Origin of the sequence: Rhodococcoides kyotonense, assembly GCF_900188125.1 — a bacterium.
In the GTDB taxonomy this organism is placed as follows: domain Bacteria; phylum Actinomycetota; class Actinomycetes; order Mycobacteriales; family Mycobacteriaceae; genus Rhodococcoides; species Rhodococcoides kyotonense.
Window position 1 is genome coordinate 55,029 of record NZ_FZOW01000015.1, and the last position, 24,693, is coordinate 79,721.

Below are 24,693 nucleotides of genomic sequence, written 5' to 3' on the forward strand. Positions count from 1 at the left end.
TTGTGGCCGTCCGTGATCGCACCATTCGCGGCGTCGCTTGGCCCGTTCAGCCCTCGAAGATCGGAGTCCAAGCGTCGTCGAACCACTTCTGCTGCTCGGCAGTCACGATTCCATCGGTGACGACCATGTCATCGGGAATCGAGACCATTTCGGCCGGAGCCTCGGGGATATCGGCGATAGAAAGCGGGGTGTACATGTCACCGGCACCGTTGAGTGCTATTTGACCCGCAGGTGAAAGAATCCAATTGCGAAACACCTGTGCGGCATTTTTGTTGGCGGACCAGTCGACGACCGATACGAAGTGGCCCCCACCCACGGCCGGGCTGGGAACCGTCACTTCGATCGGGGCGCCCTGATCCTGCAACTCGTAGGCAGCGGCCAGGGACGAGTACGCGCCAACTGCTTGTTCACCGGCCGCCACGGCCTGTACCAGAGGCATCAGGCTGGGGTAAGGGTGCGGAGCAAGATCTGCAATTTTTTCAAGAGCATCGGTGCCCCCCACGGCATCGGAAACGGTGTACCACCACTGCAAGGCGGCCGACGCGTTCTGCGCCGGTGTGAAGGCAAGGTTGCCTGCAAGTTCGGGCTGCAGCAGATCCTCGTATTCTTCGATGGGATCTGCCCCCAGTTCTTCCACGGCGTCAGTGTTGGAGACCAATCCGAGTGGCGCGGCGTCAACAAGGACGTATTTGCCGTCCTCATAGGAGTACTCAGTTCCATCCCAACGCTCGTAGTAACCGGGCCCGGTAGGCGGAAGCAGGCGAGCCGCATTGTCTCGATACCAGCCGGCGTCGGCCATGACGACGGCGTCGGCGCCACTGGTAGCAGTTCCCTTCTCCTGGTCGAGACGTGAAAGCAGTTCGGCGCTGCCTGCTCTGAACACTTCCAAGGTGATGTCGGGGTATGCCGCGCTCCACGCTTGTTTCAACGTGTCTTCGACTCCCGTGATGCTCAGGTACACAACAACGCGGCCCTCGCTCTTCGCGGCCTGGACAGTCTCCTGCCAGGCCGCGTCTCCGCCCGCATCCGAGTTCGACACACCGTCGGACTGAGCGGGTTGCTGCGCTGGCGAGCTACAGCCGACAGTCAGGATCAGGGTGGTGGTGACAGAAGCGACGACGGCATAGCGCAGCACCCGGCCGACAACGGTTTTTCGACCAACGCAGCTCGAAGAAGTGCGGAGCGATTGAAGCATCGTTTTCCCTAGCTCGTGTCATGTCGAGGTACCCCGACTGACGAGGGTGGATGAAATTGGGAGGCCTAGGCCCGGCCTGGCAGACTGGACATGGCATTTAGAAGGGCACTCTTTCGGTTCAGCCGATTGCCATGATTGCTACTCTGGAACGTCAGGGACGGCGGAGCATAGCGTACGATCTGCGCGCATCTCCGGCGCGGAAATGTGCTGAAGAAGAGTCCGCTTCGATAGCGCAGGGGATGGAAAAGCGATCCGTCGCCCGACCGAAGGAACGAGGTAAATCGAACGCGCGGATGCGTCGCTACGGGTGACTTATCAACTCGTGCAATGCATTCGCGTGGCTCTGGCTTCCATCCGGCCTCTCGCCGACCACGTCTGAGAGAAGGTCGACGCGGACGTGCGAGAGGCTGGACTGGTCCTCGTATCCATCAGAGACACGAGTAATCAAATGTTGCAGTTACCTGCGTCGACCTTCAATTGCGTTCCGGTCACGTACCGAGATTCGTCCGACGCTAGAAACAACACAGCGTTGCTGATTTCGCGCGGCTCGAGAAGTTCGATCGGCATGGGGTTGACGAAGATGGGTCCCATCTTCTGATCATCTTCGATGAACTTGTTGAGGATCTCGAAACCGTTCGTGGCCAGGGGCGTGTCGACGCCTGTCGGGTGCACGGTGTTGGCACGAATGTTATGTCGCGCAAGCTCGTTGGCGAACATCTTGACGATGCCGACGACGCCGTGCTTGGCGGCGACATACGGTCCGAGCCACGGAGTGCCTTTGAGTCCGGACGTGGAGCTGGTGCAGATGATCGACCCACCGCCCGCAGCGATCAAATGATCGACACCGGCGGTGACCGTGTTCCACACTCCTGTGAGGTTGACGTCGAGCGTGTCCTGCCACACCTGCGGCGAGGTGTCGTCCCACTTCTGCCACGAACAGATCGCCGCGTTGGCGACGATCACGTCCAAGCGCCCGAGTGTGGCAACACCGTCGTCGACAGCCTTCTTCACACCTGCCGCGTCCCGAACGTCGACTTTGGACGCGATGATCCTTCGATCCAGAGCCTCGACCAGCTTCACTGTCTGGGCGAGGTCGTCCTCCGATGCCATCGCGTATCGGACTGTGTCGAAGTCGGTGCACGCATCGATGGCGATGATGTCGGCGCCTTCTTCAGCCAACCGGATTGCGTGAGCGCGGCCCTGGCCGCGTCCTGCGCCGGTGATAAACGCTACCTTGCCTGCAAGTCGATCTGCCATGTTCGATCTCGTTTCTTGTCGATGACGGGGATACTGCGCGGTCTCGTGGCGCACTGTGCAATTAGTAAGGATTTCGTTATTGGCTGAGGAAGCTGGAGCCGCCGGCGACGAGCATCTGTTTGAGGTCGGTGAACTCGAGGATCCCTTCGGGGCCGCATTCACGTCCCCATCCGGATTGCTTGACGCCGCCGAACGGCTGGGACAGCGACATCCCGGCGACGTTCACTCCCACCGATCCGGCGCGCAGTTTCCGGGCGATGTCGAGTGCAGCAGGCGCATCCTTCGAGTAGACGGCTGCGGCGAGGCCATAGGGTGTGTCATTTGCGATTTGGACCGCGTGTTCGATGTCGTCGTATCCGATGAGGCACACCACTGGGCCGAACACCTCCTCCTGCGCCACCGTCATCTTGTTCTCGACATCGGCCAGGAGCGTGGGTTCGTAGTACCAGCCCTTCGGGAAACCTTCGGGCCGTTTGCCTCCGCATGCGATTCGCGCACCCTCGGCAACCGCGCCGTCGACGAACGCTTCGGTTCTGGTGCGTGCGCGTTCGACGGAGAGGGGGCCGCGGTCGGTGGCGGCATCGAACGGGTCACCGATGACCAGGGAGGTGTAGTAGTCGACCAATGCGGCTTCGACTTCCGAGTACCGCGACCGCGGAACGATAATGCGGGACAACAGCACACAGATTTGCCCCATGAAAGCGCTCGATCCATCGCCGAGCGTTTGCATCACCTCGCCGAGATCGACATCTTCGGTGAGGATCGCGGGCGATTTTCCACCCAGTTCGAGCGCCGTCCGCGCGAGACGCGGCGCTGTTCGCTGAAGAATGTCGCGGGCGATGACTTGGCTGCCGGTCACCGTGACGAGGTCGATTCCTGGATGGGAGACCAGATGCTGCGTGACTTCGGTGCCTGCGGGAAGGAAACTCAACACACCGGGAGGGAACCCGACGGTGCGAGCAGCCTCGGCGATCAGGTGCGCGGTGAGTTGCGATTCCGGTGCGTGTTTGACCACGACCGGGCACCCCGCCAGCAACGCCGGGACGACTTTCATCGCCATCAGTGGGACGGGGCCGTTGTTGGTCAGGATCGCCAGGACAGTGCCTGTGGGTTCGCGGCGGATGATGGCATCACCGCGGTCCTCTTCCCACGGAAGCGTGGGTGCGATATCGAGGGAGGCCTGCCATGCCATGGCGGACGCACCTTCGTTCATCATCGTCCCGTGCTTGAGCGGGGCGCCGGACTCGAATGCCCATGCCCGTGTCAGTTCTGGGAAGATCGACTCCATTGCGGTGCAGAATCTTCGGACGGTCTCCGTCCGCTCGGATACCGACATGCGCGGCCACGGGCCGGAGTCGTACGCGGTCCGCGCCGCAGCGACCGCAGCGTCCGCATCTTCGATTTCTGGTTTGGCAACCCGTATGAGGAGATCCTCGGTCGAGGGTGAGATCACGTCGATGCACTCGGTAGACGTCGACGAATGCCACTCACCTCCGATGAAGACCGCATCCGGACCGGGAATGTCGATGTCGAGCTCGTGCAAAGTTGCCTCCACTGCAGTCCCTTTCTATGTATAACTATAAAAGCGACTATACCTATACAGTGATGCGCACCACAACACACGATCGGGACGGGTTCAGTACCGTCGGGCTAAGCAGGTATTTATCGCCAGTGGCACCGCTCCGAGGGCCGACACTGCTGCGCACAGCAGGAATCCGGAGTGGTAGCCGAACGATTCCACCGCCCATCCACCGACGAAAGGTCCGAGGACCTGCCCTACACCGACGAACGGGAAGACTGTTCCGAACAGGAGAGTCGCCACGATCGTCCGGTGCCTGTCCGTGAGGTCGGCGATGATGGTAGCGGCTGTGCCGGTCATTGTGGCACCGATCAGGACGATCGTCAGGAGAATCGCGAGACGGTGCGGCATCACGAGCACCGTTGCCAAAGCCGTCGCGAACAACGCGTATTGAATACACGACGTGGGCGCCCGTCCCCAGTGTCTGGAAAGTCGTTCGAAAGCGAAGCCGCCGAACAGCATTCCGACACCAATGCACCCGTAGGCGAGGTGCGAGAACAGTCCTCCGGCGCCGTTGTTGCGTTCCAAGCCTGCAACCAGGAACGTCTGGCACATTGCCACGCCGAAACTGAACATTGCAAAGGCGCTTGTGTACCAGGGCCACTGCGAATCAACACGCCACGGCGCGCGTATGCGCGTATGTCCTGTGGTCGTCGTCAGCGGTTCATTCGGCCGCGGGGGCCACCTGGTGATGGCGCACGAAATTCCGGCGGAGATCATGCATTCGGCCAGCCAGACTGCGCGCCAGTGATGTTCGGGAACGGAGCCGGCCAGCAGGCTGGCGGTTATCAGTCCGATCCCCATACTGCCGGAGATCAGTCCGATTGCGAGTCCACGCTGTGAGGGGATGAGATTCGCGGCGAGGTTGGGTGCGACGATCCAGGTCAGGGCGGCACCGAAGCCGGTGGCGAACAGCCCTGCGGCCATCACCGATACCGCCGGAGACCATGTCAGCAAGGCCAGTCCGGCGGTGACGGTCCACACTCCGGCGCGAACGGTACCTGACGACGTCCATCGCCGCACCAGAGCTGGTGTGGCGATGGACCCGATGACGTATCCCAGCATATGGCACATGGCCAGCACGCCGACCACGGTCGCCACCCCTGGTTCGCGACCCAGCATGGCCGGGGCCAGCGGACCGAAAGAGAATCGCGACATCCCCTGTGCCACAGCGGTACACAGAGCAAGCAACGCGACACCGCAGACGGCGCCGCGTGCTGCTGCAGTACTCACGCTCGCCCGGACGAGAGCGAAGGTGAGTACTCAATACCCTTTGCCGGCACTCCACCCACCGTCGACCAGAAGCGTTGCCCCATTGATGAATCGGGAACCGTCGCCGCACAGGAATGCGACGGCTTCTGCAATGTCACTGGGCCTGCCCCAGGCCCTGGCTGGAGTATTGTCCACGATCCTTGCCGCGAATGCCTCGTCCTGGAAGTAGCTCGAGTTCAGAGGCGTCTCGATGATGCCGGGTGCTACTGCGTTGCACCGGATCCCGCTGCCGCCGAGTTCGAGAGCTGCTGACTTGGTGAGCATCTCGAGTCCACCTTTGGAGGCGTTGTAAGACGACCGATTCTTGAACCCCAACTCGGCGGCGACGGAGGTCACGTTCACGATGGCCCCTCCACCCGACGCCAGCATTTGAGGAGCGGTGTTCTTGATCAGCAGAAAAGGGGCCGTCAGGTTCACGTCCAAGGTTGCGCGCCAAGAGTCGAGCGAATGCTCGATCAAAGGGCTAATCGAGCGGATGCCGGCATTGTTGACCAGTATGGAGATCAGCCCCATTCGCTCCTCGACCAACGCGGGAAGCGACGCGGTCTGCTCAGCGTCCGCGAGATCGATGCAAAACGTCTCGATGCGACCTTCTCCCCCGGTCATGGACGCCGCTGCGTTCGTTAGCGCCTCCTCGTCACGGTCGATCAAGGCCACATTCGCGCCCAGCCCGACCAGCGTCGACGCAATGGCCACACCCAGTCCGCCGCCAGCACCGGTAACCACAGCCGTTTTTCCGGTTATGCCGCTCATTCACGCGGTCCAGGCTGCATTCGACGTCCGCGTGGAACGACGATCAACGGTGAATTCCCAAAGCTGCCACCGGACAGACGGCTGCAGCCTCTGCCACCTTCGCCTCGTCCCCCGGCTCGCCGACATCCTTCAGGACGACAACGGTTCCGTCTATGTCGCTCTGGTCGAAGTAGTCGGGTGCCGCATCGACGCAATTACCTGCGCCCATGCACCGCTCGTGGAAAACATCAATCTTGAAACCTGTGTCCGACATAGCTAATCCTTTCAGTGGTAGGTCACACCGTGACCGGGAGCTCTTCGATTCCATAGATGAGCGCGTTCTTGAAACGTAGGTCGTCGAAATCACAGGCCAGTGCCAGATTCGGGAACCGCTGTGGCAATTTGGTGAAGACAGCTTGGAGTTCCACGCGCGCCAGTGCCTGGCCGAGGCATTGGTGCACCCCATAGCCGAACGCCAGGTGTCGACGGGCATCGCGGGTGACGTCGAAGGTGCCCGGGTTCTCGAATACCGCGGGGTCGTGGTTGGCAGCGATGATCGGTGCGATCACGCCGTCACCGGCATGGATGCACGCATCACCGATCTCGACATCGTCTTTCGCCAGCCGGAAGCCGACATGATGTGCCACGCTGAGGTACCGCAGCAGTTCCTCGACGGCGCCGGGGACAAGACTCGGGTCCTCGCGGATCTTGTTCCATTGGTCCGGGTTCTGCAGAAACACCAATGTTCCCAGCGCGATCATGTTTGCGGTGGTATCGAAACCCCCGACCAGCAGCAGGTGCAGCATGTGTTGCAACTCGAATGCGGTGAGGTCGCCGTTGTCGAGGTGGTCGCGAATCAGGCGACTGACGAGATCATCGCCCGTTCCATCGCGCCGCTCTTCGATCAGGGCCGCGAAGTAATCCAATACTTCGGCCGCAGCCGCATCGGATTCTTCGGGTGAGCTGTCGAGGCTCATCCACCGGTTCACGCGGTCGAGGAAGAAGTCGCTTCGCTCGGGTGGCAGATCCAGCATCTGGACGATGATGTTCGCCGGAACGGGTTGCGCGAGAACACGGAGCAGGTCGACAGGACCGTCGGCTTTCTCCATATCGTCGAAGCAGTCGTCGAGCAGTGCGTCCAGGTACGGCCGGAGGCCGCGCACGTGCTTGACCATGAAATCCGCCGTCAGCATGAGCCGTTGACGGTCGTGTTCCGGCGGATCGAGGCGCGCGAAGTTCTTCTGTCCGGAGCGCTGCGCCACGGCTGTCTTGCTTGACTGAGGGAATCCCTCGGCGGAGGTGTCGGAACTCAGTGTCGTGTTGCCGAGGAGTTCGCGGATCTGGTCGTATTTCGTCGCCAACCAGACTGACGACCCGTCCCAGAGACCGACTTTGGTCAGCGGCGTCTCGTCGCGGATCTCGGCCAGCTTGGGGGGAGGCTGCATAGGGCAGGTCCGCGCGAACGGCCATTGATGCTGTGGGCTTTCGACTGTCTCGTGAGTCATGTCTTACACTTCCTACGTGCCGTGAAGTACACCATACATCGGTACTATAGCGATACTAATTTGGTAGTTGCCAGTTGGTTCGATAGACCTGCGGATTGTCAGGCGGGCAACGCTTCTCGCGCGGTTTCCCGCATTCGAATGCAGGCAATGAGCGAGATCGCGGCGGCGAACATGATCATGTAGGCAGGAACATACAAGCTGTCAGTGAGGCCGCGCAGGAACTGGGCGATGAAAGGTGCGCTCCCCCCGAACAGTGCGGCAACGACGCCGACTGCAATTCCTTGGCCGGTATAGCGCACCTTGGTCGGGAACATCTCGGCCTGAGCGATGAGCATGGTCGAAGCTGCGAACGAACCGGGGATCACCAGCATTATCTGGCCCACGAGCGCGAGACCGAGGGAGCCCTGCGTCATCAGCCAGAACGCGGGCATGGCCATGGCGATCAGACCGAGCGTGGCGATGAAGAAACTGGGGCGGCGGCCGAAGCGATCGGAGAACAATCCGGTCGCCGGGATCAAAACGATATAGGTCAGCGTGGCCACGCCGAGTACGACGTAGGACTCTCCCTTGGTCAGTCCTACTCCGTCGGAGGTGAGGTATGTCGGGAGGTAGCTGAGAATGATGTAGAAGGCGAGGGTGTGCACCACACCGATTCCGGCAGCGAGCGCGATCTGACGGTAGCGCTTGACAACTGCCACCGAGTTCTTCTCGGGTTCGACGTTACCGGGCAAGGCCGCGGTGCGTTCCGCTGCCTCTTGGACCGCCACGAACATCGGGGTTTCTTCGAGTTTGGTGCGAATGTAGATACCCACGATGCCCAGTGGCAGTGCAACCAAGAATGCAATGCGCCACCCCCAACTTTGCATCTGTTCCGGGGTCAGGGCCGCATTGAGAAGAGCTGCTGTCAGCAGACCGGTCATCAGCGCCGCCGTCGTGGCAACCTGCAGCCAGCTCACGAGAAAACCGCGTCGGCCATGCGGTGCGTACTCGGCGATGAAGGCTGCGGCTCCGGTGACTTCTCCGCCGGCCGACAATCCCTGGACCAGGCGCAGGAGGATCAGGAGGATGGGCGCAGCGATCCCGACAGTGTCGAAGCTGGGCAGCAATCCGACCAGCACCGTCGACACGGTCATGGTGTTGAGGATGATGACCAAGGTCCGCTTACGTCCGATTCGGTCTCCGACTGCGCCCCAGAGGAGTCCACCAACCGGACGCGCGAAGAACGCAACAGAGAAGACGGCGAACGTCGAGAGCAGCGCCGTCGAACTGTCGGTCGTTGCGAAGAACACCGAGGCGATCGTGGACGCCAGGAACCCGTAGACCGCCAGGTCGTAATACTCAACGAATGTTCCGACGGCCGCCGCCGCGACCACGCGGGTCAGCGTTCGCTCGCTGGCGGCCACCGGTACTTGTTCACCTCCTACACCACTTGGCGCAACCGGAGAGTTGTCTGTGTTCGTCATGTTCGAATGGCCTCTCGTGCCTGGTGTGCAATAACCGACAACTGCCCATATGCGTTGTAGTGCGCTCGGGGCGGCCGATACCCAACGTGTGAACGTCTCGATCGGGGCATGTCAGTGTGACATCGACCATACTGCCTTAGTATCACTATAAATGCTATGGAAATTTTGAAAAAAATTTCTTGCACGCAAGCGCAGGCGGAACGACTGGCCGTCGAACAACGAGAGCCGCTGCTTACCGCAGCGGCTCTCGTTCGACTCTATGGAATTGGCCGGTCGTCAGCCCCAGGCGATACGTGAATCGAGGAAGCCGGGGGCAACACTGCGCACTCGCTCGACATAGAAGTCCATGTGCGAGCGCATCAACGCTTCGGCCCTGTCCGGCTGGCCGGCGAGAATGGCTTCGCCGATCACCTTGTGCTCGTTGCAGATTCCGGGACCCGCGGCTTCTCTGGCGATTCCGTCATTGACGATGCGGCTGGTGTACAGATCCTTGAGCGCCGTTGCGACGAGATCGAGCACTCGATTACCCGTCATGGTGGCAAGCACGTAGTGGAACTCGTTCGCAGCATCGATGTACGCAGAGTCGTCGGCCTTGGATGCTTCTTCTGCGCGCAGCGCTTCGCGTAGCCGGAGCTCGTCTTCATCCGACATATTCTCCGCAGCCATCCGTGCCACTTTCGGCTCGAGGAACAAACGGGTCTGCACCAACTCTTCGATCTTCGCACCACGAAGGCCCAGGTACAGCGAAAGCGTGCGACCGACCTCGCGAGGATCGACGGCGGCGATCTGGGGGCCACCGCGAGGACCGAGCTTGAGCTTGATCATGCCGTGTATCTCCAGCATGCGTAACGCCTCACGCACCGAGTTCCGGCCGACCTGGAAGCGCTCCGCCATGGCCTGCTCGTTCGGAAGGCGGTCCCCCGGGGCCATGCGGTCGCGAATGATGTCCTCGACAAGCGCGCTTGCGATTCGCTCCGACACCTTGGTCGCACGCGAAAGCGGCGTCGCCGACGGCGCAAGACGCGAGAGGGGCTCGTCGACATCGGAGACTGTGCGATTGGTAGCCATACATTGACGTTACCGTCTCACGCCGTTGGATGCCTATAGAGACACACCCTCGACGCGAACGGGCTCCTACATGGCCGAACGCCGATCACGCTTGCTACGCACGGACCTTGGCTACCGGCATACTCAAACTGTCCGCCGATGCGCCGTCCAAGATCTGCTTGCGGAACGACATCACCGCGGTCCCTGCGTTGATTCCCGCAACGCACGTGACGCGGCCGCCGATCGAATAGGCCACCACCAGGCGGTCGCCGTCGCGCTCGAGAACGTCCACTCGATCGTGACCGATCGTGGTGCCGATGCTCTGAAGCCGCATTCCATATTGATCGGACCAGAAGTACGGCGCCGACGAGAAGCCGTCCAGCTCGTGATCGCCGAGCAGCCTACGCGCCGCGTACGTGCCCTGTTCGATTGCGTTGGTCCAGTGCTCGACCCGCATTCGCCTGTCGTACAACGGATTCCACCAGCTTGCCACGTCCCCGGCGGCAACGATGTCCGTTGCACCCTCCACCGCGCAGGTGGAGTCGCAGCGCACACCGTCGGTGAGATCGAGACCCGCCCCTGCCAACCAGTCCACCGCAGGCGCGGATCCGATGGCGACCAGGACGATGTCCGCGTCTACGAACCGGCCGTCGTCGAGGCGGACTCCGCACACAGCCCCATCCAACCCCGCCGCGAGTTCGGCCACCGTCGCCTCGCACAGAATCTCTATGTCTCGGCTGCGATGCATCGTGGCCATGTGGTCGCTGAACACATCTCCCAGCACCCGGCCGAGTGGACGAGGCGAGGCTTCCAGCACGGTCACCGTCTTACCCATCTCGCGAACCACTGCTGCGACCTCGAGCCCGATGAACCCGCCGCCGACGATGGCCACCGAGGATGCACCGCGCAACGCCTCGGCCATGCGGTGGGCATCATCGAAGTTGCGCAGGGTGTGCACCCCATCCAGCTGCGGAGTGAACGGACTGCGCCGGGCGTCGACACCGGTAGCGATGACCAGTCCGTCGTAGGACAGCTCGCGGCGGCCGTCCGGCCCGTCGACCGCCACGTGCCGGGCAGAGGTATCGAGGCCGGTGAGCCTGACACCGGTGACTCGGTCCAAAGGAAGGTCGTCGGGCCACTTCACCGCAATACTGGTGCCATCGGCCTTGCCGTTCAACAATCCCTTCGACACCTCGGGACGTCGGTAAGGGTCACGAACATCGCGATCCACCAGAGTGACAGTGCCGGTGAAGCCAGATTTACGCAATTGACGGGCGGCACTGAGCCCTGCGATGGACGCTCCGGCAATGACGATGTTCTTCATGATTTCTCCGTTGGTGTGAATGGAACGAGCAAAGTGAGTCAGTGTCTACGCCCGGAGGGCAAGTGCCCTGCTCAACTGGGCGACAGGAATGTCGTCCTTGAGACGCTGGACCAAATTCAGCACCGCTTCGGCCGCCTCCACGCCTGTCTGTGGTCCGACGTCCGACAGGAACCGAGAGCGAATCTCGGCAGCGTCCGGAAACACCGTGCCGGAGACGTCGGCATCGAGAGTCGTCTGCCCACCCGTCGCTTCGATCTCGACGGACACCGATCCGTCCGTCGACGGAACGAGGTCGATCTTGGCAGCAACAGCGGTGATGCTCGGGTCGTCGAAGTGGTCACGGAAGAACGCTGCACTCTCGACGGGTGCACCGCACAAGGCCGCAGCGGCAGTGAAACGCGCGGACATCTGCGCCTGCAGCATCGTTGAGAAGGGGGCCTCGCGGCTTACTCCAGGACTGAGCAGGCCATTGCTTCCTGCGCTGGGTCGTCGCACGGTCACCCGAACGATGTCGCTGGCCTTCAACGTGGATGGGGCAGTGTCGACGATCAACGCGACCGTCTCCTGATTCTGCAGGCACGCTGCGAACCGTTTGGTGCCCACTTTGGTGACCGCGGAGTAATTTCGTTCCTCGGTCAAGGCTTCTGCCGAACCAGGTTCGCCGCCGTAGGTTTCGAAGAATCCGAATTCTCCTTCGAGGCTGTGCGCGGCAGTGACTGCGCCGGACTTGGCCAGCTGCGCCGCGAGCAACCCGTTTCGTGCGCCGATACCGGAGTGAAAATACGGCTCCATGGTGCCCTCGAAGATGCCCTGGTTGATTCCTGCCGCCATGTTCGCTGATATAGCGAGCGCACTCGAGATTGCTGCCGGACCGAGGTTCCAGACCCCGGCAGCTGCGCCGGCGGCACCGAAGGGCGCCAAGACCCCCACGGGACGGAATCGGCGGCGGCCGATTCCGTCTGGACTGGCCGCTCCCACCCTGCTCACAGTGTCGTATCCCATGATGATGCCGCGGAGCAACGACCGTCCGCCTGCATCGGCGATCTCGGCGGCGGCGAGAGCCGCCGGTATCACGTAGGTCCCGGGGTGACTACCTTCGCGCAGTCCGCCGGGTCCGCAATCTTCTTTGAGGCTGCTGTGCCCCACGACCGCGTTTGCAAATGCCGCATCGGGACCGGAGACTCCTGTCGCCCGGCCGATCACGGTGCAAGCACCAGAGTTTGGCGCCACCGTTTTCCAGGCAAGCGAGGCGCCGGGAAGGTCCCTGCCGGTGATGGAAATGCGGAAGGCATGCAGCAGGAGCGATTCGGCGCCGAGGACGGCGTCGGAGTTCAGTTCGCCGGCCGTGGCGTGCAATGTCCTGGCTAACGAAGCGGTCAGCCCTGTACCCGTATCCACGACGGCGGTCATGCGCTGACCGGGGCCGTGCGCCCTGCTCGAGCAAGCACCAGGCTTGCGACCCGGTGATCGGGCAGGGTGATCACTCGTCCGTCCAGAACTGCTGCAGGGTCGCCGTTGCTCACTGCAGCCTCGTAGGCCTCACACACGGCAAGCGCACGGGTTATCTCGTCGTCCGTGGGAGTAAGCGCGTCGTTGATGATGGGAAGATGCTTCGGCGATACCGCGATACACGCTGTGTAGCCGATGTCGGACCACGACCGCACGAACGAGCGCACCTTCTCCAGATCTCGATACTCGGGAATCAACGTGCCCCCGGTGCAGAACAGTCCGTGAGCGGCGGCTGCGATGGCAATTTTGGAACGAGCATATTGAGTGGCGGGGGCGTACAGGTCGTCGCCGGCGTCATTGAACGGTCGGGATCCCACATCGGCGGCGTAATCGACGTAACCGAAGTGCAGACCGACCACGCCCTCCTTGCTAGCGATATCGTCGAGTCGCAGCACCGATTTCGCGGTCTCGATCATTACGTGCATTCCCCGCACGACACCCGCCTGTTCCATGACGGAACGGACTTCGTCGATCTCTTCGCCCGTCTCGGTCTTGGGGTAACTGATCAGGAAGTCTCCATCGGCTGCTGCCAGCGCCGCCAGGTCGTCACGACCCCACTGAGTCGACAGATTGTTGACGCGCACAATGACGTGTCTCCCACCGAAGTACGCAGGATCACCGAGGGCCTCGATGATACGAGTACGAGCTACAGGCTTGTTGACGGGTGTCGTCGAGTCTTCCAAATCCAGCATGATTGCGTCGGATTCGGCAGTGGGTACCTTTGCCCAGAACTTCTCGTTCAGGATCGGTACTTCGAGGAGGCTGCGCATGCTGGCGTAGCGGTGTCGCGCGGTGGTCATGATGTCTCCCAACTATTCGGCGATCAGCTGTCTGCGAGGAAAGTGCTGAGAACTTCGTTGAACTCGTCCGGCGCCTCGCGGGGGACGTAGTGGCCGGTGTCGAACCAACGAACACTCGAGTTGGGCATTGCCTGAAGCATCTTCTCGACAACCTTCTCGTCGAGCACGTTGCTTCGCTTGCCCACCATCAGCAGAGTGGGCATCGTGAGAAACTCGGACATCTTCCACAGGTAGTCCACGTCCGGTAGGCTCGCCGACCCGGTGATCCACTGAACGTCCGGGTCAGCCTTGGGGACCAGCTTGCCCGCCCAATTTCGTCGAAGCTGATGCGCGACGTGCAGGTCGATGAAATCCTCGCGCCATTCCGGGTGGAAGCCCACATAGAATTCGCGCGCCTCGGCTTCGCTGCGGAATCCGCGCAGATTCGTCGTAGCCTGGATGAACTCTCGCATCGCGACCGCACCGGACGGTGAGTTGGCTGGGCCTGCGTCCGAGAGCGCGAGCCGCAGGACAGTTTCCGGCCGTTCGCCTGCCACTGCGATCGCCACCCGTACCCCCGCGGAGTGCCCGACCAGATTCACCGGACCCAAGCCGAGAGCAGAGATCACTCTGTGGACGTCCCCGGCCATCGAGCGCACCCGGTATCCGGCCTTCGACCAGTCGGTGTCACCGTGACCGCGCATGTCCATGGCGATGACGTGGTAGCGATCCGCGAGTTCGGCAGCGATGGGGTCCCAGGTGTGACACTGGACGTTCAACCCGTGCAAGAGGAGTACCGGTTCGGCGTTCGGCGAGCCCCATTCGGTGTAGTGGACTCGCAAGCCGTCCACGTCGAGCCAACCGTCTTCGTACGTCCGATCTGTCACGCCAAGCCCCTTCTATGCAACCTATTTATAGCTATATTAGCTACCCTCTAGGAGGTCCTTGTCAACCCCCGACACCTCCGAAGCGCAGGTGTTCGGAGGCATACTGAGCAAAAGGAAGGCGCGATCGATGACGGAAATGCAGCAATGGCAGAGTGTCGCGGTGTCGCACCGAGATGGAGTGACACAGTTGAGATTTCACACCAAAGGTGGCCCGATGGTGTGGAGCGCGCAGGCCCACCGCGATCTGACCGATGCCTTTCGGTGGGTCGGTACTCACCGCGCGACGAAGGTGGTTCTGATGACCGGCACGGGAGACACCTTCTGCTCCGAGATCGACGTCCACGGATTCGCGGACATGAGCTGGGACGATGTGTGGTGGGAGGGGCGCCGCATGTTGACCGGCCTCGACGACATCGATGTTCCGGTCGTATCGGTGGTCAATGGACCCGCCACGATCCACTCGGAGATCGCCGTGATGGGCGACATCGTCCTCGCGGCGGATCACGCTGTTTTCGCTGACCGTGCCCACTTCGCGGTTCGCAACACCGTCCCAGGAGACGGGGTCAATCTGATCTGGGGCGAGCTGCTCGGCCCGACCAGGGCGAAGTACTTTCTGCTGACCGGGGAAGCGATCGATGCCGCAGAGGCCAAGCGTCTGGGCGTGGTCAACGAAGTGCTGCCCGTGGACAGAGTGCAGGACCGCGCGTGGGAGCTGAGCCAGCAGCTCGCGGAGCGAAGCCTGCCGGTCCTGCGTTACACCAAAGCTGCCATCACCATCGGTTTTCGGCGTGGACTTGCCGAGAACATCAGTCACGGACTCGGGGTGCAAGGATCCGGGCACTGGTCGCGCGGTGGCGTGCGTGCAGAGAAGTACTCATCCGAATCGTAGGCGCGAAAGCACGCCGGCCCGGGAGCAATTCACTCCCGGGCCGGCGCAGAAGCTCTTACAGAGCGTGCTTTTCCAACAGTCTGCGTGCAATCAGTACCTGTTGAATCTCATTGGTGCCCTCGCCCAGGATCAGCAGAGGCGCGTCGCGGTAGAGGCGCTCTACGATGTACTCCTGCGAGTACCCATATCCCCCGTGGATGCGCATGGCCTCGACGGTGCATTCGTGCGCGGTCTCGGTTGCGAACAGCTTGGCCATTCCGGCCTCCAGGTCGGCGCGCTCGCCGCGTGCTTTACGTTCCGCGGCGTCGAGAACCATCAGTTCGCTGGCTTTGATCTTGGTGCCCATCTGCGCGAGCTTGAGCTGAATCGCCTGATGCTCGCTGATGCTCTTACCGAAGGTTTCACGCTGCTGCGCGTATCGAATCGCTGCTTCGAAAGCGCACGTGGCAAGCCCGACCGCCCGCGCGGCCACATTGACACGGCCCAACTCGACTGCCGCCATGAAATACTTGAACCCACGGTTCAAGCCCGCATCACCGCCGAGGACGGCCGAACGGTCGACGACAAACCCGTCGAACACCAGCTCGGTGGACTCGACCCCCTTGTATCCGAGCTTCTTCAACTGCGGAGGAACGATCAAGCCCGGCTGATCGTGAACATCGGCTTCCTTCTCCACGATGAAGGCCGACATGCCGCGATGCCGGGGTTCTGCCTCCGGATCGGTCACCGCAAGCAGGACGACCATACCGGCACGCAACCCGTTGGTAGCCCACATCTTCTGACCATCGATTCGGAAGCCGGCCTCTATCTCGGTTGCCTTGGTGCGGATCGCCTGCACATCGGATCCCGCGTGTGGTTCGGTCATCGAGTAGGCAGAACGCAGTTCACCAGTGGCCATACGAGGCAGGTAGCGCTCGCGTTGCTCCTCGGTGCCGTAGTTCTCGATCATCCATGCCGCCATGAAGTGCGTGTTCACCACTCCGGCAAGCGATATCCAACCGCGCGAGAGTTCTTTGATCACCAGCGCGTAGGTCACAAGATCAAGTCCCAGGCCGCCGTACTGCTCAGGAATAGTGATTCCGAACAGGCCCAAGTCGCGGAGCGTGCCGACCATCGCCTCGGGGAACTCGTCCCGGTGATCGAAATCGGAGGCATAGGGAAGAACTTCGCGATCCACGAACTCGCGAACCACCTTCACCATGTCCTGTTGCTCGGTCGTCAATTCCATCGAAAAGCCCTTCTTACTTAGTGCGCCGCAGGTGAACGGCGAGGTAACTGGTTCGTCGACCCGGGGTGGGACAGCATCGAGCGCGCATGCCGGACGACGGGAGCGTCGACCAGCCGGCCGTCGACCACTGCCGTTCCCGAACCCCGCGCGGAGGCATCATCGAAAGCGGCCACAACAGCACGTGCCCAGTCGATTTCTGACTGCGACGGACTGAACGCGGTGTTGACCGGCTCCGCCTGACATGGGTGAATGCACGCCTTTCCGCCGAACCCGATGGATCGAGCGAATGTGGACTCGTCGATCAACTCGTCGATGGCACGCGGGGCAAGATGAACGACATCGAACGGTGGAAGAATGCCCGCGGCAGCCGAATCGACCACCAAGCTCGACCGCGCGAAAAGAAGTTCTAACCCGTCCGACCTTGGCTTCCAACGCAATTCGGCACCGAGGTCGGCTCCACCGAGCATCAACGCGCTCACCCGTGGATGCAGACCGATCTCGTAGGCCTGGCGTAACCCGACCGCAGTTTCCACCAGGGCGATGACTGGCACACCGTCGGCCCCCACTGCACTGATACTGTCCGCCGTCGCCTTCGGCACTACGATCGCATCCAGGTCAAGGGTTCGTGTCAGCGCCAAATCCTCCCGCCCCCAGTCGGTGTCGAGACCATTGATGCGAACCATCCGCCGCATGTGCGTTCCGGCAGCGGCGAACTCCGTTCGGACGATGCCGCGGGCTGCGTCTTTTCGATCCGGTGCAACCGCGTCCTCGAGGTCGGCGATGACACCGTCGGCAGCGCTCGCCAATGCACTTCGCAACTTGCGTGCATCGTCGCCAGGAGCGAAGAGCAATGACCGTACGCCTTGGAGCGATGTCTCGGTCACCGTCACTCGCCCAGTTCGTGAATGCACGCACCCGGACAGATGTCCATGGCGTCGCGCACCGCGTCTACGGCCGCGTCGGGCACGTCGGCCCCGACCCCCTCGCCGCCGTCGTCCAACGCCGCACCGGTGCTGTCGATCACGGTGGCGAGTCCCGAGTCGAGGATGGTGAACAGCTCAGGTGCGATCAACTCGCATTGACCGGACCCGGTGCATTCGATCTGGTCGACGAAAATTTTCATCGAACTACCTCTCTCGGTGTCGGTCGATTGAGAGCGCAGTACACTTCTCCGTCCTCGACGAAGACCTCGAAGACAGGCACCCGCCCCTTGACTGCACCTGCGACGCTCTCCCCGGTGTCGACATGGAACTCGTATGCATGCCAGGGGCATTGAACGACGAGTCCGTCGTGGTCGTACACGTACTGGTTGGGCTCCGACGGAACCATCGTGCCTGCGAGTTTGCCCTGACACATCGGTCCGCCCTGGTGCGGGCATTTGTTGCCGATGGCGTACACCGAATGCTCCGTACGGATGATGCCGACCTCGCGACCCTCCAACTGCACGGTACGTATCTGGTTCAGCGGGAACCCGTCCAAGCTTCCGACCGGGTGCGCGGGCTTACGATTCCCCGCTGGTGCGGTAGCTTCCGAAGTCTTCTGGTCGATCTTCATTCAGACCTCCGACGTGAGCGGTAAGGCAAGGGCAGCAGCGCCGTTGCGTTCGAGCCGTGCAGACCACCCGGCACCCAATTCCGCTTCGACGTCGGCGATCTGATCACCGTGGTGCGGACTGTGGGATCCGTACACGATGCGGCCCAGGAGGTCGTCAGTGAAGTCGTTCTCCCAATTCTCGATGTTTGCAATTTCTCCGACGGGCCAGGTACTGAACCACATGCTCGTGAGAACCTGCTGACTGGGCGGTTCTGTCACCCAGGGGATGTCGTGGCGGAACGTGCGCCATTCACGATCGAGGCGCCACAGGAACGACGGTAGCCACGAGAACCCGAATCCCGTGAACAGGATGCGCAAATCGGGAAAGCGGACGAGCGCGCCCTCGTAGGCGAGACTGGTGATGTTCGATTCGGCCAGGTGCGGCATTATCGTCAGCCGTGACAACGCGTTCGCATGTACCCCGCCGGCGAGCGCCGGGGCGCCGGCGTAACGCCCTTCCACCCCAGAGAAGTGAATGACCAGAGGCAGTCCGGTCTCGACGCAGGCCGCGTAGATCGGGTCCCACGCCGGCGAACCGAGCAGGGTGGTAGTCAGAGGAACTGCCACCCCGCCGATGGAGCCGGCGGCGGCACGCCGTCGAATCTCGGCGGCCGACCACTCCACGTCATACGCGGTCACCACCGCCAGGGGCAGCGCAGTTTCGCTCTTCCAGTGCTGGGCTCCGTACGAGTTGACGGCCTCGAGGAAGACTCTCGCTGCTTGCTGATCCGCCCACCCGTTGACGGTCAGACCGTGGTGTGGCAGCAGCAGACTCAAGGAACCGGAAGGAGTTGGCGTCCCTTCCTTTCCCGAATCGGCAGCATCGTGCTGAAACCGATCGGACACTCGCACGTGGTCGCCGGCGAGGGCAACCGATTCGACCCACTCGTCGCGTTCGAAGTGCTTGCTCCACGACAGCGACATGTAGGGAAACAGGTCGCGGTACGAATCGATCGACACGTGCCGATCGGTATCGATGATCATGATGAGATGCTCCGTTCCCTCTGCCCTGCCGGCAGAGGACGTGTTGTCGAAAAGTCAGTGAGTGGACCGCAGTACGCGATCACCGAAGACGCGAACCGCATTTTCGTAGGACACCCCGGTACGCATCGATTTGGGGATTCGCCGGATCACGAAGTCCGGATCGTCGGTGTCGTAGTGGGGGTAGTCGGAGCTGAACAACAGCATCCGGTCGATGTCCTTGATACGGAACAGTGACTCGAGTTCCGCGCGGGTGTCCGGCTCGTCGAGTGGCTGCGTGGTGAAAGTGAAATGCTCCGCGACATACGCGCTGGGGGCCTTCTTGATCAACGGCGCAGCGTCGGGATCCTGCTCCCACAGGTAGTCCATCCGGGGCAGCAGGCTCGACAGCCAGCTGAATCCCCATTCGACCATGACCACCTGGAGGTCCGGGAATCGTTCGAACGCACCGTTAGTGACCATGTCGACGACGTTCGCTGCTCCGACCTGAGTCAGAATTACGTGCCGTTCACCATACGAGCGGGGGACGCCGCCGGCAGGCCCTTGCGAAGTGGTGTAACACCCTTCGTTGCCGGTCTGGTGCAGCACGATGGGCAACCCCACTTCACTTGCCGCTTCGTAGATCGGGTCGAACCATTGCGAGCCCATCATCTGCTCGTTGAGCAGTAGCTGAATTCCGATCACTCCGACATCGTGTCCGCGGCGGCGGATCTCGGCAGCAGCCATGATCGGATCATGCGGCGACACGCTGATAGCGAGATTGAATCGGGTGTCGTAGTCCACCCAGGTCTCGAGGAAGTAATCGTTGACCCCAGCACAAAACGCACCTGCAGCCGAAGCGTCGCTCCACGTGGTGACGCCGTAGGGCTCCTGCGGGAGCAGCAACGCCGACGCGATGTTGAACGGGCTCATGTGGTTTTCGAGCGTGAAGTCACGGTCGGATCCGGCCGGCCCCCCCGACTCCGGGACCGCGTCCATCCGGTAGGTGCGGTTGGGATGGTTGTAGCGGTCACGAGCGCGTGCGTACATCCGTGCACCGCGCGTCTCGAAGTGCCGCCGCCACGATGCCGAGACATACGGGAAGATGGACTCGACTCCCTTGACCAACGGGTGAACGTCGCAATCGACGAGCGGTGGCCTGTCCTGGTGGATCGTCACGAGATGAATCCTTTCCTGCCATTTCGCTGTGCGGTGAGAGGCCACCGTGGCGGCGGTGCTACGTCCCTATTTATAGCTATAATAGCCGTAGTATTCAGTCTTGTCGCATAAACAGGGAAAGTCGGTGTGAACTATGTCGGTTCGGATCAGTCCCGACCACGAGAGAGCCGCCCGCACGCTGCTACGGGACCGCAGCCGGGCGCGAGTACTGGTCGCCATGTCTCCTCAGCAACCGGACGCTCTGGTAGGCGCAGTGATCGCAGTCGCCGCCGAATCTGAAATCGAACTGGAACTGATCGTTGCCGATCTCACCGGTGCGTTCGGCTTCCTCGACGCGAGCGGAGTCGAAGCGGTGATCAAAGGGGAATTACGAATCACCTCGATAGCCGGTGCCATTCCGCGCTTGCTCAGCGACTATGTGGACCACGTGCCCACCTCACTGTGGGACGTCGACAGGTCGATTGCATCGGGCGCCTTTGCGATCGACATCGTCCTCGCTCGCGTCGCCGCAGGATCGACGAACGAAGATGTTTCTCTGGGCTCGATGATCGGATACATGCCCTCTGCCTTGAGCACATCCGCCTCTGTCGGGTTCGAAGTGGTCGAGAGCGGGCCGCGCGGTGCGCATGCGCCATTCGACATCCCGATCGATCGAGCCACAGCACTGGTGCGAGCAGAGAATCCGACGACGGAATCGGAGACCGCCAAGCGAGCGCCTTCCCCCGAACACAGACGGATCGGCAACCAGGTCGCAACCTTGATCCCCGATGGTGCCACGATCCAGTTCGGTCTGGGGGCAGTACCCACTGCTGTGATTGGAGCGTTGCACGACAAGCGTGACCTCGGGGTGCACTCGGGAATCATGGCTGCGCCCCTGCTGGAGTTGATGGACTCGGGAGTAATCTCCGGCGCCGAAAAGTCCCGCGATCGTGGCATCCACGTCGCGACCGGAGTGCTGGCTGCAAATCTACCTGCATCGCGCTGGGGTGCATCCTTGCGGCTGGCTCCGGTATCCGAGACACACTCACCGACAACGCTTCTGGGGCACGATCGTCTGTGGGCCGTGAACTCGGCGTTCGAGATCGACCTCACGGGCCAGGTCAACGCCGAATATGCCGGCGCGTTCCGGATTGCCTCCGGGGGCGGACAGACCGACTTCATGCGGGCTGCGCACGTCAGCGAAGGTGGCGGTGCAATTCTCGCCATCACATCCAGGACCAAACACGGTGAATCGCGCATTCGTCAATTCACCGAGCCTCATGTTCGGGTGACGCTATCGGGAAACGATGTCGACTTCGTCGTGACTGAATTCGGAGTGGCGCAGTTGCGGGATCGCAGTGCAGACGAACGGCGTTCTGCTCTGATTTCGGTTGCTCATCCAAGGGATCGACCGAACCTTGCACATGGAAAGGGCCGCATCCCCTGAGGTTGGGGGGATGCGGCCCTCGGCTGCAGGGTAGGTGAGCCTTACCCTGCAGTCGAATCGGGGGTTGAAGACAAGTACGGGAGCATCACGATCGGCATGACTTCTGTGGTGCCGGCGTCGACGGCCACTGTGGAGGCAGTGACGTACTTTGATTCGTCTGTCGCAAAGAACAGCGCCGTGTAGGCGACATCCCAGGCCGTCCCCTCAGTTCCGGAAAGACCGGCCTGAGCGCGCGTATGGCGAGCGTTGACTGCATTGTCCCAGCCCCCTCCGCTGTAGCCGAGACCCATCGGGATCGCCACATGGCCGGGTGCCACGGTATTTACCCGGATTCCACTGCGCCCGTGCGTGAATGCGAGGGACTTGGCCATTCCGATCATTCCGGCCTTGGCCGCGGAATACGCCACTCCTGCGCCACCGCGTAGCCCGGCGATGGATCCGATCATGACAATCGACCCGCGACCACCGCGCGTCATATGCGGAATGACCGCATCGCACATCAGCTGAGCGCCGCGCAGGTTGATGTCGATCACCCGCCTCCACAGCTCGTCGGATCTCTTCGACTCGTCGGGTGCGATCGCTGCGTTGTTGATCAACACGTCGACACTCCCGAACTTGTCCATCGCGAGTTCCGCTACACGCTGTGCCCCCTGGATGTCGGTGATGTCGGTGATCGACACCTCCGCTACCCCGCCCAGAGCTTGAACAGCTCGCAGAGTGTGATTGGCGCGGTCGCCGTCGACATCGACGATGACGACCTTGGCTCCTTCGAGCGCGAACAGGATCGCCATGGCCGCCCCGGTCCCCGCCAGCTCGCCGTGCGAGCCAGCTCCAGTAACGATCGCGGTACGGCCTCTCAGGCGATTGTTTCTGGGAAGCTCCGGAACCGTCAGTCCCACAGCATCGCTCATTCGAACCGCCGTCCTCGCACCCGATGCTTCACCGTCAGATCACCCCGCCGGCCGCAAGCTTCTCGATGTCGTCGGAGTTGCGGCCCAAGTAGTCTCCGAAAACGGTCTTGTTGTCGGCTCCGAGAGCAGGGGCAGTGTGACGCACCGCGCCCGGATGGTTGGTCATCCGCGGAATGACTCCCTGCATCTTGACGGTGCCCAGGTCGGCGTCCTCGACCTCGACGACGTTCCCGCGTTCACGGAACGTCGGATCGTCCAGGATGTCCTTGACCGAGTAGATGGGCGAGGCAACAACGCCGAGGTCGATCATCGTCTTGGTGCACTCGGCGAGGGGACGCTTCGAGATCCACTCTGCAACAAGACCATCCAAGCGCTCGCGTCGTTCGGCTTGCATCGCGGACGTCGCATAGTCCTCGATTGGCTCGCCGACCAGTTGCGCGACATTCTGCACCGATCGAGGCGTACCCGAAGTAACGGTCAGCCACTGGCCATCGCCGGTCTTGAACGTGTTGATGACCGCGGCAGGTGCGGCGGCGAGCCTGTTGCCGACGCGTTCGGGAACCTCACCGAGCTGATCGTAGAAGATGACCTGCCACTCGATGAGGCGGAACAGCCCGTCGTACAGTGCGAGATCGATCCACTCTCCGTTGAAGTCGGCATCGTGATCTCGGCGGTACAGTGCAGCCTGGATGGCAAATGCACCCATCAGTCCCGTAACAGAGTCTCCGTGTGAGAAACCTGTGTGCACCGGCGGGCCGTCGGGGAAACCAGTGATGTTCACGACGCCGCTCATTGCTTCGCCGACCTTGCCGAACCCCGGCTGATCGCGACGAGTCGATGTCGCACCGTAGCCAGTCACCTGCAGCACGACGATCTTATTGTTCACTGCCTGCAGCGACGCATAGTCCAGGCCCCACTTCTTGAGTGTCGATACCCGGAAGTTGGTGATGACCACGTCGGCCCACTCCGTCAGCTCGCGTGCCATGTCGCGGCCTGCCTCGGTTCGTAGGTTGAGCGTGACCGACTTCTTGTTACGCGCGGACACCTTCCACCACAGGTGCGTGCCGTCACGATGGGGGCCGGCCGCACGCTGAGGATCGCCGATGCCGGGATCTTCCACGTGTACGACCTCGGCACCGAGATCAGCAAGCAGGGTGCCAGCGAGTGGGCCCGCGATCACGTGTGCGAACTCGACCACTTTGAGTCCGGCGAGGGCGCCTTTTTGTAAAACCACGAATACCTCCGAAGAACGAGTGAACCACATCTCAGTTAAGTATGGCTATAAATAAGGTCTTTGGTCAACCCCCTGGCCCCCTACGCCAATGGCCCGTCCTTCGCAGCCGGGAAGTAATCCTGGCCGATCCCGGACTCCCTGCCCGGGATGAGGGCCGATCGCTGCCAACTCATGACGGTCTCTCCGCCTTGATTCAGTCCGCGAGTGCGCATCTCGACGATCCCGTAACCCGGCCGTGATGCACTGGGGCGCGAACCCGTGCAGACACTCTCTGCGTAGATGGTGTCTCCGACATACACAGGGCGTGTGAGCGCCAGGTCGGTCAATCCGAGGTTGGCTACCGCGTTCTGGCTCATGTCGAGCACCGAGAGACCGAGAACCAAGGCAATGGTCAGCCCTGAATTCACGAGAATCTTGCCCTGAGACACCGGATTTCGCGACGCATAGTCCGCATTGAAGTGGTTCTGATTCAAATTACAGGTGAGGAGCGTGAACCAGGTGCAGTCAGCTTCGTTGATCGTACGACCCAACGGGTGCTGATATACGTCCCCGACCGCGAAGTCTTCGAAGTAGCGTCCGAGCCCTGCCTTATGCATAGTCATTGTGTATAGGTACCATAGATATAGTTAAACCCTGTTGGCTTCGGTCAACACACCGATGAGTCACACAGGAACGGCATCCGAGCGACACCTATAAGTCCGGTCCGGTGGCCGATGGGGCACTC

24 protein-coding genes are annotated in these 24,693 nt (G+C 61.8%); 2 read left to right on the forward strand and 22 right to left on the reverse strand.

Annotated features, from left to right (window positions below):
- Positions 1-46: 46 nt before the first annotated feature.
- The 13 genes from CHB96_RS22150 to CHB96_RS22210 all read right to left on the reverse strand — a co-directional run bounded on the left by CHB96_RS22150 (position 47) and on the right by CHB96_RS22210 (position 14,549).
- Positions 47-1,195 carry an ABC transporter substrate-binding protein gene (locus CHB96_RS22150; protein WP_089250336.1) on the reverse strand — a complete coding sequence of 383 codons (1,149 nt, stop codon included), beginning with the start codon at positions 1,193-1,195 and terminating at the stop codon, positions 47-49.
- A gap of 444 nt (positions 1,196-1,639) precedes the next feature.
- Positions 1,640-2,452 carry a mycofactocin-coupled SDR family oxidoreductase gene (locus CHB96_RS22155; RefSeq protein ID WP_089250338.1) on the reverse strand — a complete coding sequence of 271 codons (813 nt, stop codon included), beginning with the start codon at positions 2,450-2,452 and terminating at the stop codon, positions 1,640-1,642.
- A 76-nt stretch (positions 2,453-2,528) separates the two neighbouring features.
- Positions 2,529-4,007, reverse strand: coding sequence for an aldehyde dehydrogenase family protein (locus tag CHB96_RS22160; protein WP_245866020.1), 1,479 nt, complete (start codon positions 4,005-4,007; stop codon positions 2,529-2,531).
- Positions 4,008-4,088: 81 nt separating this feature from the next.
- Positions 4,089-5,264: an MFS transporter gene (locus CHB96_RS22165; RefSeq protein ID WP_089250340.1), complete on the reverse strand. Its 1,176-nt coding sequence runs from the start codon at positions 5,262-5,264 to the stop codon at positions 4,089-4,091.
- A gap of 30 nt (positions 5,265-5,294) precedes the next feature.
- Positions 5,295-6,029, reverse strand: coding sequence for an SDR family NAD(P)-dependent oxidoreductase (locus tag CHB96_RS22170; protein ID WP_217899974.1), 735 nt, complete (start codon positions 6,027-6,029; stop codon positions 5,295-5,297).
- A gap of 70 nt (positions 6,030-6,099) precedes the next feature.
- The gene (locus CHB96_RS22175) at positions 6,100-6,309 is read right to left on the reverse strand and encodes a ferredoxin (protein WP_089250344.1); all 210 of its coding nucleotides are present in this window, start codon (positions 6,307-6,309) and stop codon (positions 6,100-6,102) included.
- A 22-nt stretch (positions 6,310-6,331) separates the two neighbouring features.
- Positions 6,332-7,480: a cytochrome P450 gene (locus CHB96_RS22180; protein ID WP_176444434.1), complete on the reverse strand. Its 1,149-nt coding sequence runs from the start codon at positions 7,478-7,480 to the stop codon at positions 6,332-6,334.
- 158 nt (positions 7,481-7,638) lie between these two features.
- Positions 7,639-8,943, reverse strand: a complete 1,305-nt coding sequence (locus tag CHB96_RS22185) for an MFS transporter (RefSeq protein WP_176444435.1) — start codon at positions 8,941-8,943, stop codon at positions 7,639-7,641.
- Between the two features lie 336 nt (positions 8,944-9,279).
- The gene (locus CHB96_RS22190) at positions 9,280-10,071 is read right to left on the reverse strand and encodes a FadR/GntR family transcriptional regulator (RefSeq protein WP_089250350.1); all 792 of its coding nucleotides are present in this window, start codon (positions 10,069-10,071) and stop codon (positions 9,280-9,282) included.
- A 94-nt stretch (positions 10,072-10,165) separates the two neighbouring features.
- Positions 10,166-11,374 carry an NAD(P)/FAD-dependent oxidoreductase gene (locus CHB96_RS22195; protein WP_089250352.1) on the reverse strand — a complete coding sequence of 403 codons (1,209 nt, stop codon included), beginning with the start codon at positions 11,372-11,374 and terminating at the stop codon, positions 10,166-10,168.
- 45 nt (positions 11,375-11,419) lie between these two features.
- On the reverse strand, positions 11,420-12,784 hold the full coding sequence (locus CHB96_RS22200) for an MmgE/PrpD family protein (RefSeq protein ID WP_089250354.1): 1,365 nt from the start codon (positions 12,782-12,784) through the stop codon (positions 11,420-11,422).
- Positions 12,781-13,683 carry an HpcH/HpaI aldolase/citrate lyase family protein gene (locus tag CHB96_RS22205; RefSeq protein ID WP_089250356.1) on the reverse strand — a complete coding sequence of 301 codons (903 nt, stop codon included), beginning with the start codon at positions 13,681-13,683 and terminating at the stop codon, positions 12,781-12,783. Before CHB96_RS22205 ends, CHB96_RS22200 begins: the two co-directional genes overlap by 4 nt.
- A gap of 23 nt (positions 13,684-13,706) precedes the next feature.
- Positions 13,707-14,549 (reverse strand): alpha/beta fold hydrolase, encoded by an 843-nt coding sequence (locus CHB96_RS22210; RefSeq protein WP_089250357.1) that lies wholly within the window; start codon positions 14,547-14,549, stop codon positions 13,707-13,709.
- Between the two features lie 127 nt (positions 14,550-14,676).
- Here CHB96_RS22210 and CHB96_RS22215 point away from each other — a divergent pair, with 127 nt between their 5' ends.
- Entirely contained in the window at positions 14,677-15,438 is a 762-nt protein-coding gene (locus CHB96_RS22215; RefSeq protein ID WP_141136534.1) for an enoyl-CoA hydratase/isomerase family protein, read from the forward strand.
- A 55-nt stretch (positions 15,439-15,493) separates the two neighbouring features.
- Here CHB96_RS22215 and CHB96_RS22220 read toward each other — a convergent pair whose 3' ends face one another.
- Genes CHB96_RS22220 through CHB96_RS22245 form a run of 6 tightly spaced genes read right to left on the reverse strand, consistent with a single transcriptional unit; the run spans position 15,494 to position 20,398 of the window.
- The gene (locus tag CHB96_RS22220) at positions 15,494-16,666 is read right to left on the reverse strand and encodes an acyl-CoA dehydrogenase family protein (RefSeq protein WP_089250361.1); all 1,173 of its coding nucleotides are present in this window, start codon (positions 16,664-16,666) and stop codon (positions 15,494-15,496) included.
- Positions 16,667-16,683: 17 nt separating this feature from the next.
- A complete protein-coding gene (locus tag CHB96_RS22225; RefSeq protein ID WP_089250363.1) occupies positions 16,684-17,550 on the reverse strand; it encodes an HpcH/HpaI aldolase/citrate lyase family protein in 867 nt (288 codons plus the stop codon).
- A 2-nt stretch (positions 17,551-17,552) separates the two neighbouring features.
- Positions 17,553-17,789 carry a ferredoxin gene (locus CHB96_RS29795; RefSeq protein ID WP_176444436.1) on the reverse strand — a complete coding sequence of 79 codons (237 nt, stop codon included), beginning with the start codon at positions 17,787-17,789 and terminating at the stop codon, positions 17,553-17,555.
- Positions 17,786-18,220, reverse strand: coding sequence for a Rieske (2Fe-2S) protein (locus CHB96_RS22235; protein WP_089250367.1), 435 nt, complete (start codon positions 18,218-18,220; stop codon positions 17,786-17,788). The genes CHB96_RS29795 and CHB96_RS22235 overlap by 4 nt, the downstream gene beginning before the upstream one ends.
- The gene (locus CHB96_RS22240; protein WP_089250369.1) at positions 18,221-19,243 is read right to left on the reverse strand and encodes an amidohydrolase family protein; all 1,023 of its coding nucleotides are present in this window, start codon (positions 19,241-19,243) and stop codon (positions 18,221-18,223) included.
- A gap of 54 nt (positions 19,244-19,297) precedes the next feature.
- Positions 19,298-20,398, reverse strand: a complete 1,101-nt coding sequence (locus CHB96_RS22245) for an amidohydrolase family protein (protein WP_176444437.1) — start codon at positions 20,396-20,398, stop codon at positions 19,298-19,300.
- 133 nt (positions 20,399-20,531) lie between these two features.
- Here CHB96_RS22245 and CHB96_RS22250 point away from each other — a divergent pair, with 133 nt between their 5' ends.
- Positions 20,532-21,824, forward strand: a complete 1,293-nt coding sequence (locus CHB96_RS22250; RefSeq protein ID WP_089250373.1) for an acetyl-CoA hydrolase/transferase C-terminal domain-containing protein — start codon at positions 20,532-20,534, stop codon at positions 21,822-21,824.
- Between the two features lie 41 nt (positions 21,825-21,865).
- On the opposite strand, the gene CHB96_RS22255 is transcribed toward CHB96_RS22250, so the two are convergent.
- The 3 genes from CHB96_RS22255 to CHB96_RS22265 form a co-directional block, all read right to left on the reverse strand.
- Positions 21,866-22,735 (reverse strand): SDR family NAD(P)-dependent oxidoreductase, encoded by an 870-nt coding sequence (locus tag CHB96_RS22255; RefSeq protein ID WP_089250375.1) that lies wholly within the window; start codon positions 22,733-22,735, stop codon positions 21,866-21,868.
- Between the two features lie 34 nt (positions 22,736-22,769).
- The gene (locus tag CHB96_RS22260; RefSeq protein WP_217899975.1) at positions 22,770-23,969 is read right to left on the reverse strand and encodes a CaiB/BaiF CoA transferase family protein; all 1,200 of its coding nucleotides are present in this window, start codon (positions 23,967-23,969) and stop codon (positions 22,770-22,772) included.
- Between the two features lie 80 nt (positions 23,970-24,049).
- Positions 24,050-24,571 (reverse strand): MaoC family dehydratase, encoded by a 522-nt coding sequence (locus tag CHB96_RS22265; RefSeq protein WP_089250379.1) that lies wholly within the window; start codon positions 24,569-24,571, stop codon positions 24,050-24,052.
- Between the last annotated feature and the right edge of the window lie 122 nt (positions 24,572-24,693).

Coding starts and splice junctions, on each gene's coding strand:
- CHB96_RS22150 (WP_089250336.1), bottom strand. CDS start 1,195: ATGCTTCAATCGCTCCGCACTTCTTCGAGCTGCGTTGGTCGAAAAACC.
- CHB96_RS22155 (WP_089250338.1), bottom strand. CDS start 2,452: ATGGCAGATCGACTTGCAGGCAAGGTAGCGTTTATCACCGGCGCAGGA.
- CHB96_RS22175 (WP_089250344.1), bottom strand. CDS start 6,309: ATGTCGGACACAGGTTTCAAGATTGATGTTTTCCACGAGCGGTGCATG.
- CHB96_RS22180 (WP_176444434.1), bottom strand. CDS start 7,480: ATGCAGCCTCCCCCCAAGCTGGCCGAGATCCGCGACGAGACGCCGCTG.
- CHB96_RS22190 (WP_089250350.1), bottom strand. CDS start 10,071: ATGGCTACCAATCGCACAGTCTCCGATGTCGACGAGCCCCTCTCGCGT.
- CHB96_RS22195 (WP_089250352.1), bottom strand. CDS start 11,374: ATGAAGAACATCGTCATTGCCGGAGCGTCCATCGCAGGGCTCAGTGCC.
- CHB96_RS22200 (WP_089250354.1), bottom strand. CDS start 12,784: ATGACCGCCGTCGTGGATACGGGTACAGGGCTGACCGCTTCGTTAGCC.
- CHB96_RS22205 (WP_089250356.1), bottom strand. CDS start 13,683: ATGACCACCGCGCGACACCGCTACGCCAGCATGCGCAGCCTCCTCGAA.
- CHB96_RS22215 (WP_141136534.1), top strand. CDS start 14,677: ATGACGGAAATGCAGCAATGGCAGAGTGTCGCGGTGTCGCACCGAGAT.
- CHB96_RS22220 (WP_089250361.1), bottom strand. CDS start 16,666: ATGGAATTGACGACCGAGCAACAGGACATGGTGAAGGTGGTTCGCGAG.
- CHB96_RS29795 (WP_176444436.1), bottom strand. CDS start 17,789: ATGAAAATTTTCGTCGACCAGATCGAATGCACCGGGTCCGGTCAATGC.
- CHB96_RS22235 (WP_089250367.1), bottom strand. CDS start 18,220: ATGAAGATCGACCAGAAGACTTCGGAAGCTACCGCACCAGCGGGGAAT.
- CHB96_RS22240 (WP_089250369.1), bottom strand. CDS start 19,243: ATGATCATCGATACCGATCGGCACGTGTCGATCGATTCGTACCGCGAC.
- CHB96_RS22250 (WP_089250373.1), top strand. CDS start 20,532: ATGTCGGTTCGGATCAGTCCCGACCACGAGAGAGCCGCCCGCACGCTG.
- CHB96_RS22255 (WP_089250375.1), bottom strand. CDS start 22,735: ATGAGCGATGCTGTGGGACTGACGGTTCCGGAGCTTCCCAGAAACAAT.
- CHB96_RS22265 (WP_089250379.1), bottom strand. CDS start 24,571: ATGACTATGCATAAGGCAGGGCTCGGACGCTACTTCGAAGACTTCGCG.